Origin of the sequence: Comamonas odontotermitis, from assembly GCF_040396735.1 — a bacterium.
Classification (GTDB): Bacteria; Pseudomonadota; Gammaproteobacteria; order Burkholderiales; family Burkholderiaceae_C; genus Comamonas; species Comamonas odontotermitis_C.
Map to the genome: position 1 here is coordinate 76319 of NZ_JBEBNZ010000017.1, position 17588 is coordinate 93906.

The 17588-nt window shown below is 56.8% G+C and carries 13 protein-coding genes; 4 read left to right on the forward strand and 9 right to left on the reverse strand.

The window, feature by feature from the left end; translation table 11 throughout:
* Nucleotides 1-5: 5 nt before the first annotated feature.
* Genes ACH2DG_RS15040 through ACH2DG_RS15065 form a run of 6 tightly spaced genes read right to left on the reverse strand, consistent with a single transcriptional unit; the run spans nucleotide 6 to nucleotide 8125 of the window.
* Nucleotides 6-2984, reverse strand: coding sequence for a glycosyltransferase (locus ACH2DG_RS15040; RefSeq protein WP_395027122.1), 2979 nt, complete (start codon nucleotides 2982-2984; stop codon nucleotides 6-8).
* Entirely contained in the window at nucleotides 2968-4251 is a 1284-nt protein-coding gene (locus tag ACH2DG_RS15045) for an FkbM family methyltransferase (RefSeq protein WP_395027123.1), read from the reverse strand. The genes ACH2DG_RS15040 and ACH2DG_RS15045 overlap by 17 nt, the downstream gene beginning before the upstream one ends.
* Nucleotides 4251-5471, reverse strand: a complete 1221-nt coding sequence (locus tag ACH2DG_RS15050; protein ID WP_395027124.1) for an ABC transporter ATP-binding protein — start codon at nucleotides 5469-5471, stop codon at nucleotides 4251-4253. Before ACH2DG_RS15050 ends, ACH2DG_RS15045 begins: the two co-directional genes overlap by 1 nt.
* Entirely contained in the window at nucleotides 5468-6271 is an 804-nt protein-coding gene (locus tag ACH2DG_RS15055) for an ABC transporter permease (RefSeq protein WP_395027126.1), read from the reverse strand. Before ACH2DG_RS15055 ends, ACH2DG_RS15050 begins: the two co-directional genes overlap by 4 nt.
* Before the next feature lie 5 nt (nucleotides 6272-6276).
* Nucleotides 6277-7737, reverse strand: a complete 1461-nt coding sequence (locus ACH2DG_RS15060) for a mannose-1-phosphate guanylyltransferase/mannose-6-phosphate isomerase (protein WP_395027128.1) — start codon at nucleotides 7735-7737, stop codon at nucleotides 6277-6279.
* Nucleotides 7738-7771: 34 nt separating this feature from the next.
* Complete coding sequence (locus ACH2DG_RS15065) at nucleotides 7772-8125, reverse strand: DUF2304 domain-containing protein (RefSeq protein ID WP_184704550.1); 354 nt, start codon at nucleotides 8123-8125, stop codon at nucleotides 7772-7774.
* A 309-nt stretch (nucleotides 8126-8434) separates the two neighbouring features.
* Here ACH2DG_RS15065 and dinG point away from each other — a divergent pair, with 309 nt between their 5' ends.
* Complete coding sequence (dinG, locus tag ACH2DG_RS15070) at nucleotides 8435-10615, forward strand: ATP-dependent DNA helicase DinG (RefSeq protein WP_395027130.1); 2181 nt, start codon at nucleotides 8435-8437, stop codon at nucleotides 10613-10615.
* Nucleotides 10616-10777: 162 nt separating this feature from the next.
* On the opposite strand, the gene ACH2DG_RS15075 is transcribed toward dinG, so the two are convergent.
* From ACH2DG_RS15075 to ACH2DG_RS15085, 3 genes are all read right to left on the reverse strand, one after another.
* Complete coding sequence (locus tag ACH2DG_RS15075; RefSeq protein WP_395027131.1) at nucleotides 10778-11665, reverse strand: pirin family protein; 888 nt, start codon at nucleotides 11663-11665, stop codon at nucleotides 10778-10780.
* A gap of 14 nt (nucleotides 11666-11679) precedes the next feature.
* A complete protein-coding gene (locus ACH2DG_RS15080; protein WP_395027133.1) occupies nucleotides 11680-12381 on the reverse strand; it encodes a glutathione S-transferase N-terminal domain-containing protein in 702 nt (233 codons plus the stop codon).
* Between the two features lie 61 nt (nucleotides 12382-12442).
* Nucleotides 12443-12895: a DUF1439 domain-containing protein gene (locus ACH2DG_RS15085; RefSeq protein ID WP_395027135.1), complete on the reverse strand. Its 453-nt coding sequence runs from the start codon at nucleotides 12893-12895 to the stop codon at nucleotides 12443-12445.
* 505 nt (nucleotides 12896-13400) lie between these two features.
* Between ACH2DG_RS15085 and ACH2DG_RS15090 the strand changes: the two genes are divergently transcribed.
* From ACH2DG_RS15090 to ACH2DG_RS15100, 3 genes are all read left to right on the forward strand, one after another.
* Nucleotides 13401-15017 carry an ABC transporter substrate-binding protein gene (locus tag ACH2DG_RS15090; RefSeq protein WP_395027136.1) on the forward strand — a complete coding sequence of 539 codons (1617 nt, stop codon included), beginning with the start codon at nucleotides 13401-13403 and terminating at the stop codon, nucleotides 15015-15017.
* A 162-nt stretch (nucleotides 15018-15179) separates the two neighbouring features.
* Complete coding sequence (locus ACH2DG_RS15095) at nucleotides 15180-16799, forward strand: ABC transporter substrate-binding protein (protein ID WP_395027140.1); 1620 nt, start codon at nucleotides 15180-15182, stop codon at nucleotides 16797-16799.
* Between the two features lie 166 nt (nucleotides 16800-16965).
* A partial coding sequence (locus tag ACH2DG_RS15100) for an ABC transporter permease (RefSeq protein WP_395027137.1) occupies nucleotides 16966-17588 on the forward strand: 623 nt, incomplete at its 3' end.

The following is a 17588-nucleotide window of genomic DNA, read 5'->3' on the forward strand; positions in this document are numbered from 1 at the left end:
ATACGTTAATTAGTCTTGAGGGACCTGTCCTTATCTTTATCGAGATTTCGGAGCAGATTGGTTATTTGAAGACTGGTGTCCACAAGCCATAGATTTTCAATAAAATCAACGGCAGCACCCGTATTTTTTATTTCTCGAATTGCCACTTGCTTGCGATTAGAGGATTTGCCGATGTAGTGATCACCAGCCCGAATATTGATTGGATGATCGGGCAAACTGACGAAATTCAAATTCATTTCTTGCAAGGTGAAATTTCTTGCGTAATGAAATGTTTGATCCTTCAAATAAATTGGCTCTATTCGGCATTTGAAGTCCCCAGCAACAAGAGTTGCTATAAGGGTCTCATGCCCGATATCACTAGATTTTTTCTGATCTTCAATCAATTCAGTAACATCGAGTAATATCTGTGGCAAATCCAAACAGGATGCCATTGATTTATCAATCGCACTCGCCGCTAATTTTGTCGGTATGAAATCACCATCCATTTGGGCTATAGCTTTAAGTATTGGTTGAATTCCCAATTTTTGCTTTGCGTAAAAAGACTCTATGATTCGGTGATATTCCATCGCGCACTTGCCGGGATCATGTTTATTGTGCAAGATATCCATGGCACGCTTGCCCAAAACCGTGCGCTTCACTTCACTATCAAATAGTGTTTTCAACGCTTCTGTCAATTGCTGGTTTTCAAAGTTATCATCCAGCATCCATACCGCATCCTTAGGCAAGTCGGCCATGCTGCCATGGGCATTGACGATGGTGGTTAAGCCATAGTTCATGCAGTCCAATACCGCAGCCGATGTCTCACCACGCGAATGTGTTCGGAGTTGTACGCCTACATCTGCGATCGTCAGATAGTTGTGAAATAGCTCGTTGCTGGCCCACCCTGTGATGACAATCTGGGCTTTGGCCTTGCTACGCTTTATCTGCGAGAGGAAGGCGTTCGAATACTCGCTGTTGTCAGTGGCCCCGACAAATACAAGCACGCAGCGGTCATCTTGCGCCAAGGGTGAATTTAGCCAAGCCTCTACAATCTTGTGGCTGAGCTTGGTAGAAGCAATGAAACCAAAGCTGCAAACGATGAACTGATCGTCCCGATAGCCAAGTTGAGCACGGACCGTTTGGCGTGTGTCTGTGCTAAGCGTTTTCGGGGGTGTGCGGAGCAACGGTATGACTGCCCAGTTTTGACTTGCTGATTCGCCATACCAAGCATCTGCCAACTGACGCGAATGCTCTGAGTGAACAATGACGCCGTATGCCGATTGGAGTACTGGGAGATTGCAAGGATATTTCCCAACAATATCAGCCCAATTAACCTCTGGGGCGTGGCGTTCTGCCAACGCTTTGTAGCCATGGCTCTCGTACAGCGCATCATCCCAGGCAAAGGGTGCTTGCCCGGAACGGGTCAAATAGGAAATGATCCCGGAGAGGAAGAAGTCGTGCAAGACAATGACACCAGGAACCTCTTCAATCAGATCAAACATGTGCTGATGGAAGTGCGAGTTGCCGAAGTGATAAAGCACGCGCTCATATTCTCCTGCATGTTCCCTCAGCCAATTGGCATTACGCGGGGTGCAGTGCTGATTAATCCAAGGCGTGGAAATACTGTCTTGCTCCACCACCACGTCAATATCGTAATACTGCGCCAATGCAGGCAGCAGTTCGGCACTATAGTCAGATATCCCGCTCCTCTCAGGCGGCAGAGGGGAAACATAGGCCAGCTTAGGGCGGGGTTGGGTTAATGCCAGACCTTCAGATTTAGGCCGAAGTTTTGACCACTGATCTGCAATTGCCTTCAGTGCGGCCAGTGCAGATGCATCCCAGCTGAATTTTCTGGCTTGCATAAGGCCATGGTGCTCAAGTTCACTGCGGAAACCATGATCGTTCAATACAAGAGCTATCTTGTCTGCAATAGCCTGATCGTCATGGGGGTCGAACAAAGCATCGGCGCGCCCGACTACTTCAGGCAAACTTGAGCAATTGGATGCAATGACTGCCTTACCGCATGCCATGGCTTCCAAGGCAGGAAGGCCAAAGCCTTCATGCCAGGAGGGGAAGACAAAGAGTTCGCACAGGTTGTATAGGACAAGCAGGTCCTCGTCTGATACGAAACCGGTAAAGACCACTGCATCGGCATGCAGGCCGCTTTGGTGCACTAGATTTCCCAATCGGGAACGGTTGTCGTCAGAGATGGAGCAGACGATCGCCAATTGCAGTTGGCGACGGTCCTCTGCTGGCAGTAAGGCAAAGGCCCGAATCAAACCTTCGATATTCTTACGATGATCTATACCACCGGTATAGAGTACGAAGCGGCCTTTGAGCCCCAGTCGCTTTTGCAATGCCTGCTGGGTCTCATGATCGACTGCGATCGGCTCAAAGCTCGCATCGATAGCAGCTGATATATTGACAACATGTTCCGGGGGCGTGGCAAGATATTGAATACTCTCGCTTCGAGATGATTCGGAGATGGCCAGCTGGATATTGGCACGCTTTAAGTGCATCAATTTCTGGTTGTACCAAGCCGCTATGACATCTGATTGTAAATAGATATCCGGATAAATGTGGGGAATCAGATCGTATAGGACGGTGGCAACAAAAGTTTGCTTGTCGAACAAACCAAGGCTGGTAACAGCATCATCACCAGGTCCCTCGAACAAGCTACTGACCAGCACCACATCGGGTTTGAGATTGGCTAAAAAAGCCTCACGCAGTATTTCGGAGCCCTTGCGACTCCAGGTATTCGCTGGGTCCATGAAATTCGGAGATCCAATGGGATGCCAGACGCAAATATTTTCTACAGGCAATATGTCTTCGAAAGTATTTCGAAGATGTGCAATGGATTCAGGAAAGGCCGCGCTCAATACAATGAAGATATCATGCTCGCCTCGATTTCTTGCCATGCCCTTGGCCAAGGCCAAGGCATAGCGACCGATACCTCGATTAGCATTGCTTGCCTGTGCCGCCTGCAGATCAATGATGATGCGCATCAATGGTGCTCCTGTGTTGCGCAATCAACTTGGAAAGCTTGGCTTCAATCCTCGTGGCGCGCGGAGTCAGCGAGGAATCTTGAGGTTGTCGATGGGGTAAATTACTGTTGTCTATATGTCCAGCTTCTATAGCCATGGTACGCAGATGCTGGTGTAGAAAGGGAAATCTCTGTATCAGTCGATTCAGCCAACTGCTCAAGCGCTGATTTTTCAGTATTACAGACATCAATCGGGTCAGAGGAGCCTTGAACGCATTGATGGCATGAAAAATAAAGCGATTGATAAAAACTCGTAGTCCTTTGGCAGTCGCCAGCAGTGTTCTCAATGACACTCGAAGAGGTGCGGTCACGCGCCAAGACCAACTGTTGCGTACGGCTTCATAACTTGCATTCAGTGCTACGTAGCTATGAAGCAAGGCTGTATGGTCCGCGTCTTGTTGCAGAGATTTTGCATGCCAATGGCGCAACTTTTCCAGCAACTCACTATTGGTCGTTGTGAGCATGTCATTCGCGGCTTCGGCAGCATCCGCGCGTGCTGAGGCCTTTTTTTGCTTTTGTATAGGTATGCTACAAAAAGGTTGCGATGCAAAACCGCTCAAGCTGAAGTTGTCAAACACATTGGGAGGTGCGACAAAGGCAGCATGAAGCTCACTGTGTGATTGGTGTATGTAAAAACGATTGAGGCCATCAAAATAGGCAAATGCGTAGTCTTTGCTCAACACGAGCGGCTCCCAGCCCTCATAGCTGGTGATTGGAGTGCCTGGCCTTGTGGCTTCAATGAGAAGAATCCAAGGCCGGGCACTAGCCTCATTCCAGCTTCGCAATACAGCCTCTTCCAGACCCTCCACATCTATTTTCAACCAATGGATGTCTCGTTGACCACATTTTTCCAGCAATGCATCCAGGGACATTGAGGGGATATGAACCTCATTTGCAACAAGGCCTCTTTCCTCATGCTGTCGAGCTATTTCCGGGTCGCCGGTTGACAGCCCCGTGTCCTTGAATTCGTACAGGGTTTGCAGCTTGTTCCCATCACCAATTGCAACTTGCTCCACAACTTCATGGGGGCGATGCTCTCTAAAAAGAGCTGCAAATTGTGGCGAGGGCTCCACACTCACTCCCTCCCACCCACGCTCATGGAAAGCAAGACTAACTGAGTCAATGATCGGATCCTGGGCTCCAATATCGATATAGAAGCCGTTCTTGATATCCTTCAATGCTCGCCATAGCATCAGGTCTTCAAAATTTTGAGAGTATGAGACAAACATCAGGACTTACGAATATCAATAGTCGGATCAATCCATGCGCAGCCGGCAAAAGATGCTTTGTTGACGTTAATGACGTCAAACATCAAGGCTAAGTCACGCCATTCATAGTTGTTCAGCAGATGAGTCTCCGCACTGCATAGCGCAGTCTGTATGGAGTAGCTACCAGGACCTAAGTTGGCAGGAAAATGGATTCGAAAATCAATTACATCTCCTGATTTGACGTCCTTCAGAACCTGCTGTTTGAGATCGGTATTGGTGCCAAATATTACTTGACCAAGCCGATCCTTAATACCATAACCCAGCACCAGTCGGTCAATCGATTCCCTTGCTTCCACCTTCAAGCACAGCGTAATGGGCTGACCGACATCGACGTACTCTATCTGCTTTCCTTCCTCGTCTTCAATATAAATTTCTGTAACAACGGCCTCACCATTACCAGAAATAATTTGCGACTTCCCATTCTCTAGCTTGTTGACGAGGATTTTTGAATTTTCGCGCTCAGCGATTTTTGCATTGTAGAAGTCCATGACTTCTTCTGGGCTTCCGTCTCTGATGATATTTCCACGTTCAAGCAATATTGCTCGATCACAGAGATTTTGAATGGCAGACCGATCATGCGAAACAATGAGTAAACTAGTGCCTTTCTCACGGAATTCACGAATCTTGTTGAAGCTTTTGTGCTGAAAATAGGCATCGCCTACCGACAGTGCTTCGTCTACGATTAGTAAATCCGGGCGAACAGCGGTCGCTACGCTGAAAGCGAGTCGCATTTGCATTCCACTCGAATATAGTCGTACAGGGCGATCAATATATTCTCCGATTTCAGCAAATGCCTCGATGGCTGGCATGTGCGCGGAGATTTCTGCTTGACTCAGGCCCAATAGTTGGCCCGCCATCGATACATTTTGTCGCCCCGTAAAATCGGGGTGAAAGCCCATGCCCAATTCTAACAAAGCGGCTACTCGGCCACTGGTATGCACCTGGCCAGTGGTAGGTTGCGTGGTTCCAGTAATGATTTTCAGCAAGGTACTCTTGCCTGCGCCGTTCACGCCAATGATGCCAACAGCTTCACCGGGTTTGACACTGAAATCAATATCCTTTAGCACCCAGGTTTTCTCGTGCCTGCTACGACGCGACACCCATTCCCAAGCTCGCGCCCACTTGTTAAAGTAGCGTTTGTAAGCCTTACCCACATGGTTCACAGTTAAGGCATTAGTCATAGCTCGTCCACCAGTTCGCCCACACGGGCGGTGAAGAACCACGCTGCCAGCGCCAACAGCAGCAGGCTCAAGGCCAGCAACGGCCAGAGAGGTCTCCAAGCTGGCCAGCTTTGGGTAAGTAAGATCTGTTGGTAGCCTTGCATAAGACCGACCATTGGGTTGAGCGCCATAAATGGGCGGACTTTCTCAGGCAGCGCACCTAACGTGTAAACGATCGGCGTGAGCCAGAACCAGAATTGCATCACCACACCTGTCAGTTGCCCGACATCGCGAAAGAACACATTTAGCGTACCTAACAGTACACCCAGGCCCACTGCGAAACCGGTTTGTAACAGCAGCAGAGGCAGCATTGCAATCAAAGACGAGCCCGGCCAATGGCCGACCAATGCCAAAAAGATCAGATAGATCACCATCACGATGGCGAAGTTAAGGAAGGCGGAGACCATCACAATGGCAGGGAGGCAGATGCGCGGAAAATTTGACTTCTTGATGAGGTTGCCGTTGTCAATGAAGACGCCATTCAAACGCAGTACCACTTCAGAGAAGAAGTTCCAAGTGATGACCCCTGCGCACAAGTAGATAGGGAACGCGAATGGTGTTTTCTCATAGCCTGGAAGCGTAGGCCGCATTAGTTGGCCCATCACCAAGGTATAGATAAGAATCATGGCCAGCGGATTGGCCACCGACCAGAAAGCGCCCAATAGCGATTCACGGTACTTGCCGTGAAATTCGCGCAGCACGCTGCTCCAGATGAAACCGCGGTATGCCCATAGGGCGCGAAGCATAGGTAATCCGGGCATGGTAGTCACTTGGCGGTTTGCACTACTGGCGCGCGGCCGTAGGTGTCTTCAAAGCGGACGATGTCATCTTCACCCAGGTAGCTGCCCGATTGGACCTCGATGATCTCCAGTGGCACCTTGCCGGGGTTGGCCAGGCGATGGGCGTGTCCGAGGGGAATGAAGGTGGATTCGTTTTCGCCAAGCAGGAAGGTTTCGTCGCCATTGGTGACCTCAGCAGTGCCCTTCACCACGATCCAGTGTTCGGCCCGGTGGTGGTGCATCTGCAGGCTGAGCTTGGCGCCGGGGTTGACCACGATGCGCTTGACCTGGAAGCGCTCGCCGCTGTCGATGCTGTCGTACCAGCCCCAGGGGCGGTGCACCTTGCGGTGGGTGGAGGCCATGCTGCGCTTTTGGGCTTTGAGCTCGGCCACGACCTTTTTCACATCCTGTGTGCGACGTTTGTCGGCCACCAGCACGGCGTCGGCAGTTTCCACAATGACGACGTTTTCCAGGCCGACGGTGGCGATCAGGCGGTTTTCAGAGAACAGCAGGCTGTTGCGTGTATCGACTGCCAGGGTTTCACCGGTTCCGGTGTTGCCGTGCGCGTCTTTCGGCAGAACGTCCCACAGGGCATCCCAGGCGCCCAGGTCTGACCATCCGGCATCCAGCGGTACAACGCGCGCGGGTACGCCCAGTTCGGGCCTGACGGGCAGTTTTTCCATGACCGCGTAGTCGATGGAGTCCGACGGACACGCGCCGAAGATATCGGTATGCGGGCGGATGAAATCCATGTCCGTCGTGCTTTGGGCCATGGATTGTTGGCAGGCTTGTAGCATTGCGGGCTGCAGGGCAGCCATGGCTTTGAGCCACTGGTCGGCGCGCACCATGAACAGGCCGCTGTTCCACAAGTACTGACCGCTGGCCAGGTATTGCTCGGCAACCTGTGCAGATGGCTTTTCCGCAAAGCTCTGGATGGAAAATGCGCCGTTGTTGTCCGCCGCACCTTTCTGGATATAGCCATATCCGGTTTCCGGCCGGTCCGCAACGATTCCAAAAGTCACCATGGCGCCGTCCTGGGCCAGTGTCCAGCCAATTTCCGCTGCCCGGTGCAATTGCTCAGGGCGCGTCATGACGTGGTCGGCAGGCATGGCCAGCAGCACGGCATCGGGCTCGGCCACCAAGGCAGCCAAGGTCAGGGCGGGGGCCGTATTGCGGCCAATGGGCTCCAGTACCAGCTTGGCGCCGGCAATGCCTTGCTCCTGCAGTTGCTGGGCTGCCAGAAAACGGTGCTCAGCGTTGCACACCAGGATGGGACCCGTCTGCTGGATGCCAGAATTCAGTCCATTCAGGCGCAACGCCGTGTTTTGCAGCATCGATTTGCCATCGGCGCTCAGGCTCAGAAACTGCTTGGGATAGTGTTCGCGCGAGAGAGGCCACAAACGGGTTCCACTGCCACCACACATGATGACCGGCGTAAGCTTTGACATTGGAATGACTTGCTGAAGTTGATGGAGTGAGTGTTCAGGATTTTTCGCTGGCAGCTTGCTGGCTCTTGATGTGCAGGAGTGCCAGGCTCTGGTTGAGCCGGCGCACTTGTCGCTCGATCCGCGTGTTGACCATGTCTGCGTGCAAGGCCTTGATGAACAGGACGGCTACGGCACATACCAGCAGCAGCGTGGGCGAATAGCGAATGCCCAACTGATCTGCCACCTGATCGAGCATGCGGGGCCACACGCCCAGCAACACGGCAAGCATCGCCAGCGCGAACCAGAACAAGCCCAACCTCAAATAAAGGCGGTCACCACGGATGAGGTACAGGATGACTGCGGCAAAAAGCACGCCCAGTACCGTGGTAGTAATTTGATAAGTTGCCATTTCAGCCTTGATTCACAGCGACCGTACGCGCTTGGCAGCCATATGCCCCATGCGTGGTCGCGCTGCATGCTTTCCTTGTCGGAAACACGCAGTATTTTTACCCTGATGAAAAATGGCATCGAGTATGCCCTAAGTAATTCTACTGTCTGGCATGGGTGGCGGGGTATTGCCAAATGTCACTGTGATGGGGGAGGAAGTCGCAGACCGACAAATGGTATTGGGCGAGTATTGTCGCCAGCCACCCCCTCAATACCGCATAAAACCCCAGTGTTGCTTGCGTGCACGCAAACCATGCCACACTCACCGCCTATGTCTTCTTCTGAATGGGCTCGCAACGCTGTTTCTGCTTTTGACCGCATGGTGAATGCCGATGGTGGCTTTCGCTCGCGGCCTGGGCAGCGCTTGATGGCCGAGAAGGTGGCGGAGACTTTTGCCGCTGCGCAACTGGGCAAGCTGGAAGAGGGCGAAGAGCCGCAACGCGCCCTTGCGGTCATCCAGGCGGGCACTGGCGTGGGTAAATCGCTGGCGTATGCGGTACCTGCCATTGCAATGGCGCTGGAGCGCGGCACGCGCGTGCTGATTTCGACGGCAACGGTGGCGCTGCAAGAGCAGTTGGTGAACAAGGATTTGCCAGCGCTGGCTCAGCAGATGCCGCAGCCCTTCAAATATGCGCTGGCCAAAGGGCGTGGGCGCTACGTATGCAAGCTCAAGCTGGAGCGTCTGGCGGGTGCGGCACAGGGTGATGCAGCCGATGGAGGCGAACCCATCGACGACGATTTCTTCCCCGAAGAGGCAGCGCAGGCACGCAACGCCCAGCGCAGCCCGCAGGAGCATGCGGCACGCCTGCAGTTCTACACCAGCATGGCCGATGCTCTGGCTACCCGGCGCTGGGATGGCGACCGCGACACCCTGGATACGCCACCCGAGCCCGAAGTCTGGAGCCCGGTGGCTGCTGAAGGAGCCTCTTGCACCGGCAAGCACTGCCCCTTGTTTGGCAGTTGCACGTATTACGAACGCCGCAAGGAGCTGGTGCAGGCGCAGGTGTTGGTGGCCAACCACGATCTGCTGCTGTCCTCGCTGGGTGCGCGGCTGCTGCCGGAGCTGGACAACTGCCTGCTGATCCTGGACGAGGCCCACCATCTGCCTGGTACCGCGCTGGACCAGTTTGCCTGTGAAATGAACCTGAGCCAGCTTACCTGGATCGACAAGCTCGCAAGCCGTGCGCAGCGCGTGGGGGCGCTGGTCGAGGTTTCGGAGATCGCTGACGTTCCGCGCCATTCGTCGCAATTGCGTCAACATCTGCAGGACATGGCGCGCCTGATCATGGACGAGTATGGAGAAGGCATGCGCCAGCAATTGCAAGGCGGCGGCCGGGGCCCGGCGCGCGTGCGCCTGCCCCGCGGAGAGCTGCCGCCCGCGCTGGTGGAGCCCCTGGCGCAGGCAGCACACCACGCAGGGGCCTTTCTGGAGGTGCTGCAAGCCATCTCCAAGGCCCTGCGCGCCCAGATGCGTGATCAGCCCGATGAGGCCAAACGCCTGTCCACCTTGTATGCGCAGGTCGGCACCTTGGCGCCGAGGTTGGAGGCCGTGCACAACACCACACAGCTGTTGCTGCAGGATGCGCCTGCGGGCAGCGTACCTGCGGCCAAGTGGTTCACGCTGGATGTGGTGGGCGAGTTTGTCGCCATCAAGGCCTATGCCAGTCCGGTGATTCCGGGCTCGACCTTGCGCCACCATCTGTGGAGTCAGGTGCGCGGCGCGGTGCTCACCTCGGCCACGCTTACCAGCGGCGGCCAGTTTGATTTCTTTCTGCGCGAAGCGGGGTTGAACAACGATGCGGCTGTCAGTACGCTCGAAGTGGCCAGCCCCTTCAACTACGCCGAGCAGGGCAGTCTGGTGGTGACCGAGACCCAGGCAGATCCACGCATGCCTGCCCAATACACCAACGAAATGGTCGACGCCTTGCTGGAAGACCTTGCCCAGGTGCAGGCGGGCGGCCTCGTGTTGTTCACTTCGCGTGAGCAGATGCGCCTGGCGGTCGATGCCCTGCCCACTGCCATGCGCCAGCATGTGCTGGTGCAGAACACCTTGCCACGCGGGCAGTTGCTGCAGCAACACCGCGAGCGTGTGGCTTCCGGCCTGCCATCCATCATCTTTGGCATGCAGAGCTTTGGTGAAGGGCTGGATCTGCCGGGGGCGCTGTGCGAATCCCTGTTCATCACCAAGCTGCCATTTGCGCCCCCTGACGACCCGGTGGACGAGGCGCGTGCCGAGTGGCTGAAAAATTCGGGCCGCGATCCATTCAGTGAAATCGTGGTGCCAGCCACCGCCATCCGCTTGGCGCAGTGGGTGGGCCGCGCCATCCGCACCGAGGCCGACCAGGCCCATGTGTATTGCTACGACAAGCGCCTGGTGCGCACCGGTTACGGCCAGCGCCTGCTCGCGAGCCTGCCACCGTTCACACTGCACCGCCGGATGGCTACGGCCTGAAAATCAAGTGAAGCGGGCCAGCCGCAACCCAAGCCTCAGTTCCAGCTGCAAAGCACTGCCCCCTAGTGTATTCTGCAATTTCAAAGCCATTGGTGCGCAATGTATAAGCATCAATAGCTATATAAATAATAGCAATTGCAGGCAGTAAACCATGGGCTGCATCTACCGCTGTCGCAATTGCACGCCATCGAGTGTCGGGGCCGTCAGCGGCGGCAGCGGCGAGGCCACCGGCTCCCCGAAGCCAGTGCCCTGGTTCCAGTTGGCCAGGAAGCCTTCAATCTCTTCCTGGCTCTGGCCGACAAAATTCCACCAGATCAGCACGCCTCCCTCGTAAGGCTCGCCGCCCAGCAGAATGAAGCGGCTGTTTGCGCCGCATTGCACATCGACCGCACTGCCGCCCTCGGGCAGGTAGATCAGCTCATTGGCGGCCGCCGTCTGGCCGTTCACCTGCAGGTCTCCATACAGGCAGAGCACCCCGTATTCAAAGTCGGGGCGCAGCGCCAGGGCGGCAGAGGTGGGTTGGCTGGCCTCCATGTCCACAGCCACCAGCGGGCTGTGTACTTCGGTGGGGGCGCGCTGGCCCTCCCACTCGCCAGCCAGAACCGTCATCTGCAGGCCTTGGCGGCTGAATTGGGGCAGCACCGGGTAATGCTGAAAGCGCGGGGGCATGAAACGCTGGTCCTTGGGCAGGGCAATCCACAGCTGCACGGCGTGGAAATCGGGCTTGCCCAGGCTTTCCTCCGAGTGAGCAATGCCTTTGCCGGCCGTCATCAGGTTCACCTGGCCCGGGCGGATCGGTTGCTCGCTGCCCAGACTGTCGCGGTGCAGCACTTCGCCTTCGATCATCCAGGTGAAGGTCTGCAGGCAGGTATGCGGGTGCGGGCCGACCTGCATGCCGGGGCCTTCGGCAAAGTGGGACGGGCCTGCGTGGTCCAGAAAACACCAGGCGCCCACCATGCGGCGGGCACGGTTGGGCAGGGCGCGCAATACCGGCACACCTCCCACGTCAGCAACGCGGCCAGGGTAGCGGTTCAATGGGGTGGAATCCATGGGGGGTCTCCTCTTCAGCGGGCCGGAACCAGCAGGCCGCGCTGCACGGCTGGGCGCTGCAGCCACTGGCTGAGCACGCGGCTTACTTCGGGGTACTGGCCCCAGCCGATCAGCTCTTCGGCGTTGTAGCGCACGATCATGTTGCGGATCCACGGGAAGATGGCCATGTCGGCAATCGTGTATTCGCTGCCCACCACCCAGTCCTTGCCTGCCAGGTGCTTGTCCAGCACGGTGAGCAATCGCTTCGATTCGTTCACGTAGCGCATGAGCGGGCGCTTGTCCTCGAAATCCTTGCCGCCATAGATGTTGAAGAAGCCCACCTGGCCGAACATGGGGCCGATGCCGCCCATCTGGAACATCAGCCACTGCAGCGTCGTGTAGCGCAGCCCCAGGTCCTGCGGCAGGAACTGGTTGTATTTTTCGGCCAGGTACACCAGGATGGCGCCTGACTCGAACAGTGCAAGCGGCTCGCCGCCAGGGCCATTGGGGTCGAGGATGGCCGGAATCTTGTTGTTGGGGAAGGTGCCGACGAATTCCGGTGCCAACTGGTCATTGCTGTCAAAGCTGATGTGGTGCACCTCATAGGGCACGCCCAGCTCTTCCAGCATGATTGACACCTTCACGCCATTGGGCGTGGCCAGCGAATACAGTTGCAGCAGATCAGGCCGTGTGGCAGGCCATTTGCGGGTAATGCTGAAATCGTCCAGGGTAGGCATGCTGAGGTCTCCGTTCAGAGCGCGAGATGCGCGCAATGACCGCAGCATAAATCAATTGAATTCAGTTTGCTGCCTTGGACTTTTCGTCGAAATCGATGCGCAGGCCACTCTTGGTGACGGTGAACGAGGCAGGCAGGCGGTCGGCCTTGTCGAGTTTGGCCAGATCTTCATCGCGCAGGGTGTGGACGATGACGTCATCCATGGCCTGCTCGGCCGCGCGGGGCGCGTAGGCCTGCAGCATGTTGGCCAGTCCATCGGGCAGGCCAGTCATCATCAGGGAATTCACATGCACCTGGGTGGCACGCAAGGTATGGTCCCTGGGTTCGTAGCGCAGCGCAAAATCCAGGTCCATTGCGCCATCAAAGCTGTGAGGCAGCACCTTGCCATTGAGCTGCGCGGTCATGGTGGCGTTGATGCGGTTGATCTCTGGCTTGAGCCCCAGGGCAGGCGCATTGACATTGAGGGTCACCAGTCCCAGCAGTGGATATTGGCGTGGAAAAGCCTTGGCCACCATGGTTTGCAACTCGTCCTGTGACAAGGTATAGCTGCGAGGGGCCAGAGAACAGCCTGCAAGCCCGATGGTTATGCACAAAGTAGAGCAAAGAAGTAAGCGGCGACGCATGATGGAGCGATTCTAGATAGTTTGGATAAGGAGGGCTGGCCTCGAAATGAAGTCCTGTGCTCCGTATCGATTTCTTTCGAGTGCATTCAGTCCGGGCAGGGGCAATTCGAGCCGCTTGTACGGGACGCGTCGCCGCCCAGGGGATCGCATTGTTGCGCAGCCTGCACAACATCATTCCGCATCCTCATAAAGTGCTTGTTTTCATGGGGTAAATGCCCAGTAATCACGGCTTGTGAGGCATCAGATGGCTGTAATTTTCGTGTAAGAATGTGCCGACTTTTTTACAGCAGCGGTGCGAGGCGGGCGTGCGCTTGCCGTGGCCTTTCTGCAAGGGTGCCTGGAACCGGTGCCAGAAAATGGGTGCCGCAGTGGCACCCCATACATCTTGAAGGCAGATATGACTTTCCCTCTGAACAAGCGTGCGCTGGCTCTGGCAGCTGGTATGCTCATGGGTGCTGCGCATGCGCAGACGCTGACCATCGCCCTGGCGTCCGAGCCTACCGCGGCCGATCCGCACTATCACAAGATGACGACGAACGATTCGTTCTCGGCCCATGTCTATGACTCTCTGGTGGGGCGCACTGCCAATATGGAGCTGGTGCCATCGCTTGCCCTGTCGTGGAAGAATCTGGACGACCTGACCTGGGAGTTCAAGCTGCGCAAGGACGTGAAGTTCTCCAACGGCGCGCCTTTCACCTCGCAGGATGTGCTGTTCACCATCTGCCGCACACTGAACAACGAGACCAATGTGTCGCAGTCGTACATGGATACGACCAAGCTGATCACCGATGTGCAGACGCCCGATGACTTGACCGTCATCGTCAAGACGGCCGAGCCCGTGCCGCTGATTCCAGCTGAGTTTGCGCGTAACCTGCCCATCATCTCGAGCAGCATCGTCAAGCACGACAAACTCAAGTTTGCCCCCAAGGAAGGCTGTGGCTACAAGGGCCCCTGGCCCACGGTGGCTGATTTCAACAGCGGCAAGATGGCAATCGGCACCGGTCCGTTCAAGCTCAAGTCCTATATCAAGGGCACAGGCATCACCCTGGAGCGCAACGACAGCTATTGGGGCACCAAGCCGCACTGGCAGACCGTGAAGATGGTATCCGTGCCCAATGCCGGCCCGCGCCTGACGGGCCTCATGTCGGGCGACTACGACCTGATCGAAAACCCCGCCGCGCGCGACCTGGCACGCATCAAGGAAGACAAGAAGCTGGCTTTCGTGGCCACGCCTTCCACGCGCCTGGTGTTCTTTCAACCCGATGTTGGCCGCGACAAGTCGCCATTCGTGACTGCGCCGGACGGCAAGAACCCGCTGCAGGACCTGCGCGTGCGCAAGGCCATCAACATGGCGATTGACCGCAAGGCCATCGTGCAGCGCCTGATGGACGGCATGGCTACACCGGCCTACCAGTACATGCCCGATGGCATGTTCGGGGGCCTCGCCAAGGCGCCCGAGATCAAGTTCGACCCCGAGGGCGCCAAGAAACTGCTGGCCGAAGCGGGCTACCCCAATGGCTTCGAGCTGACGCTGTCGTCCACCAATGACCGCTACATGAACGACGCGCAGATCGCGCAGGCCGTAGCGCAGTACCTCACGCGCGTGGGCATCAAGACCAAGGTGGATGCCATGACGGCATCGATCTACTTCCCCAAGCGTGCCAAGCGCGAATACAGCTTTGCCATGGGCGGCTGGCCTTCGGAGAACGGCGAAGCCTCGGGCCTGTTCCAGCTGTGGGTGGCATCGACCGATTCGCCCAAGGGCCTGGGCACCAGCAACTATGGCGGCTTCAGCAGTGCTGAATTCGACAAGGTCTACATCCCTGCGGCCAAGACCGTGGACGCGGCCAAGCGCAAGCCCCTGCTGGAGCAGGCGACCAAGATTGCACTGGACAACGTGCCGCTGATTCCGCTGCACTTTGAAAGCAGCATCTGGGCATTCAAGAAGGGCCTGAGCTACGAAGGCCGCCGCGACCAGTACACGCTGGCAACTTCGGTCAAGCCTGCGAAGTAATCGCGGGCATTGCCAACGGATGGGACGGGTTGCGGAAGTCACCTATGGTGCTTTTGTTCCCTTCCCTTCAGTATTCGGATCAATCGCTATCGCCCACGTGCCGCAGAGCCGTGCTGTAGCTGGCTTTTAACCAAGGAGGAACGACCTGTGTCTATGAAGAAGATCTCTCGCCGCACTACCTTGTCGCTGGCAGGCCTTGCAGCACTGGCATTGCCTGCGGGCATGGCCGCAGCGCAGTCGCTCACCATTGGCCTCGCGTCCGAGCCGACGGCGGCTGATCCACACTACCACAAGGTGACGACGAATGATTCGTTCTCGGCCCATATCTTCGAGTCGCTGATCAACCGCAATGCGAAGATGGAGCTGATTCCGGGTCTGGCGGAATCGTGGAAGCCGGTGGATGACAACACCTGGGAGCTCAAGCTGCGCAAGGGTGTGAAGTTCTCCAACGGCGAGCCGTTCACATCGAAAGATGTGCTGTTCACCATCTGCCGTGTACTGAACAATGAGACCAATGTGTCGCGTTCGTACATGGAGCCGATGCAGAACTTCACCGATGTGCAGACGCCCGATGAACACACTGTCATCATCAAAAGCGACAGACCCATCCCCACCATGCCCAATGAGCTGGCGCGCTCGCTGCCCATCATCTGGAGCGGTATCGCGAAGTTCGACAAGCTCAGATTCGCACCCAAGGAAGGCTGCGGCGTGACCTCGCCATGGCCCACGGTGGCCGAGTTCAACACCGGCAGGCTGTCGATAGGTACGGGTCCGTACAAGCTCAAGTCCTACGTCAAGGGCACGGGCATCGAGATGGAGCGTAATGAAGGCTATTGGGGTGCCAAGCCGCACTGGAAAACCGTGAAGATGGTGCCCGTGCCCAATGCCGGCCCGCGCCTCACCGGCTTGATGTCGGGGGACTACGACGTGATCGAAAGCCCCGCTGCGCGCGATCTGCCGCGCATCAAGGAAAACAGCAAGCTCGACTTTGTGGCGACGCCATCCACACGGCTCATCTTCTTTCAGCCGGATTCCGGCCGTGCGCAAAGCCCATTTGTCAAAGCGGCCGATGGCAAGAACCCGCTGCAGGACCTGCGCGTGCGCCAGGCCATCAGCATGGCGATTGACCGCAAGGCCATCGTGCAGCGCCTGATGGACGGCATGGCCACGGTGGCCAACCAGTACATGCCTGCAGGCATGTTCGGCAGCCTCGACAAGCCCGCGGAAATCAAGTTCGACCCCGAAGCCGCGAAGAAGCTGCTGGCCGAGGCGGGCTACCCCAATGGCTTCGAGTTGACCTTGACGACCACCAATGACCGCTATATCAACGACGGTCAGATCGCACAGGCCGTGGCGCAGTACCTGACCCGCATCGGCATCAAGACCACGGTCGATGCGCAGGCTGCGGCCATCTATTTCCCCAAGCGTGCCAAGCGTGAGTTCAGCTTTGCGATAGGCGGCTGGCCTTCGGAAAACGGCGAGGCATCCGGGCTGTTCCAGTACTGGGTCGCCTCAACGAACAAGGACCTGGGCCTGGGCACCAGCAACTACGCTGGCTTCAGCAATGCCGCGTTTGACAAAGTGTTCGTGCCAGCGATGGCATTGATGGATTCCACGCAGCGCAAGGCAGAGTACCAGAAGGCCACGCAGATTGCGCTGGACAACGTGCCGCTGATTCCGCTGCACTTCGAGAGCAGCATCTGGGCATACAAGAAAGGATTGAGCTACGAAGGCCGGCGCGACCAGTACACGCTGGCCATGTCGGTCAAACCGACCAAGTAAGGCCAGTGCACCGGGCAAGTCGGCCTGGTGCATGGCATGCCCGCATGGGCCCCGGCGGCGGGGCATGCGGGCATTGTGATTTTTCATTGCCGGGCCGGCACCTGAAATGGGGCAGCAACCTCACGGAGTGGGGAAGCACGGGGCTTTTGTTGAATAGGGACGCAACGTGATCGTCTATATCCTGCGCCGATTGGTGCAAAGTTTTCTGGTGCTGCTGGCGGTATCGCTGGTGGTGTTCATGGCAGTCTATGCCGTGGGCGACCCCATCGAACTGCTGGTGAGCGCCGAGGCCAGCGACGCTGACCGCCAGGCCATGATCAAGCGCCTGGGGCTGGATCTGCCGGTGTGGCTGCAGTACTGGAGCTTTCTGAGCCGTGCCTTCCAGGGCGACCTGGGTACCTCGTTCGTGCATGGCATTCCGGCTATCGAGCTGATTGTGCAGCGCTTTCCTGCCACCTTCGAGCTGGTGCTGGTCGCCATCGGCTTGACCTGCCTGATTGGCATTCCGCTGGGTCTGGTAGCCGGGCTCTTCAACGACAAGCCGCTGGGCCGCAGCCTGATGGGCGGCTCAGTGCTGGGCTTTTCGCTGCCCAATTTCTGGCAGGGCATGATGCTGATATTGATGTTCGCCGTTTGGTTGCAATGGCTGCCATCGTCCGGCCGGGGCGACACGGTCAGCATCTTCGGGGTGCCGTTTTCTCTCTTCTCCGCTGATGGCTGGCGCCATGTGATGTTGCCTGCCATCAATCTGGCACTGGGAAATATCGCCCTGGTGCTGCGCCTGACGGC

What these genes read in the sequence shown, in the direction of transcription:
- ACH2DG_RS15040 (WP_395027122.1), bottom strand. Translation starts at nt 2,984, where the DNA reads ATGCGCATCATCATTGATCTGCAGGCGGCACAGGCAAGCAATGCTAAT.
- ACH2DG_RS15045 (WP_395027123.1), bottom strand. Translation starts at nt 4,251, where the DNA reads ATGTTTGTCTCATACTCTCAAAATTTTGAAGACCTGATGCTATGGCGA.
- ACH2DG_RS15050 (WP_395027124.1), bottom strand. Translation starts at nt 5,471, where the DNA reads ATGACTAATGCCTTAACTGTGAACCATGTGGGTAAGGCTTACAAACGC.
- ACH2DG_RS15055 (WP_395027126.1), bottom strand. Translation starts at nt 6,271, where the DNA reads ATGCCCGGATTACCTATGCTTCGCGCCCTATGGGCATACCGCGGTTTC.
- ACH2DG_RS15060 (WP_395027128.1), bottom strand. Translation starts at nt 7,737, where the DNA reads ATGTCAAAGCTTACGCCGGTCATCATGTGTGGTGGCAGTGGAACCCGT.
- ACH2DG_RS15065 (WP_184704550.1), bottom strand. Translation starts at nt 8,125, where the DNA reads ATGGCAACTTATCAAATTACTACCACGGTACTGGGCGTGCTTTTTGCC.
- dinG (WP_395027130.1), top strand. Translation starts at nt 8,435, where the DNA reads ATGTCTTCTTCTGAATGGGCTCGCAACGCTGTTTCTGCTTTTGACCGC.
- ACH2DG_RS15075 (WP_395027131.1), bottom strand. Translation starts at nt 11,665, where the DNA reads ATGGATTCCACCCCATTGAACCGCTACCCTGGCCGCGTTGCTGACGTG.
- ACH2DG_RS15080 (WP_395027133.1), bottom strand. Translation starts at nt 12,381, where the DNA reads ATGCCTACCCTGGACGATTTCAGCATTACCCGCAAATGGCCTGCCACA.
- ACH2DG_RS15085 (WP_395027135.1), bottom strand. Translation starts at nt 12,895, where the DNA reads ATGGTGGCCAAGGCTTTTCCACGCCAATATCCACTGCTGGGACTGGTG.
- ACH2DG_RS15090 (WP_395027136.1), top strand. Translation starts at nt 13,401, where the DNA reads ATGACTTTCCCTCTGAACAAGCGTGCGCTGGCTCTGGCAGCTGGTATG.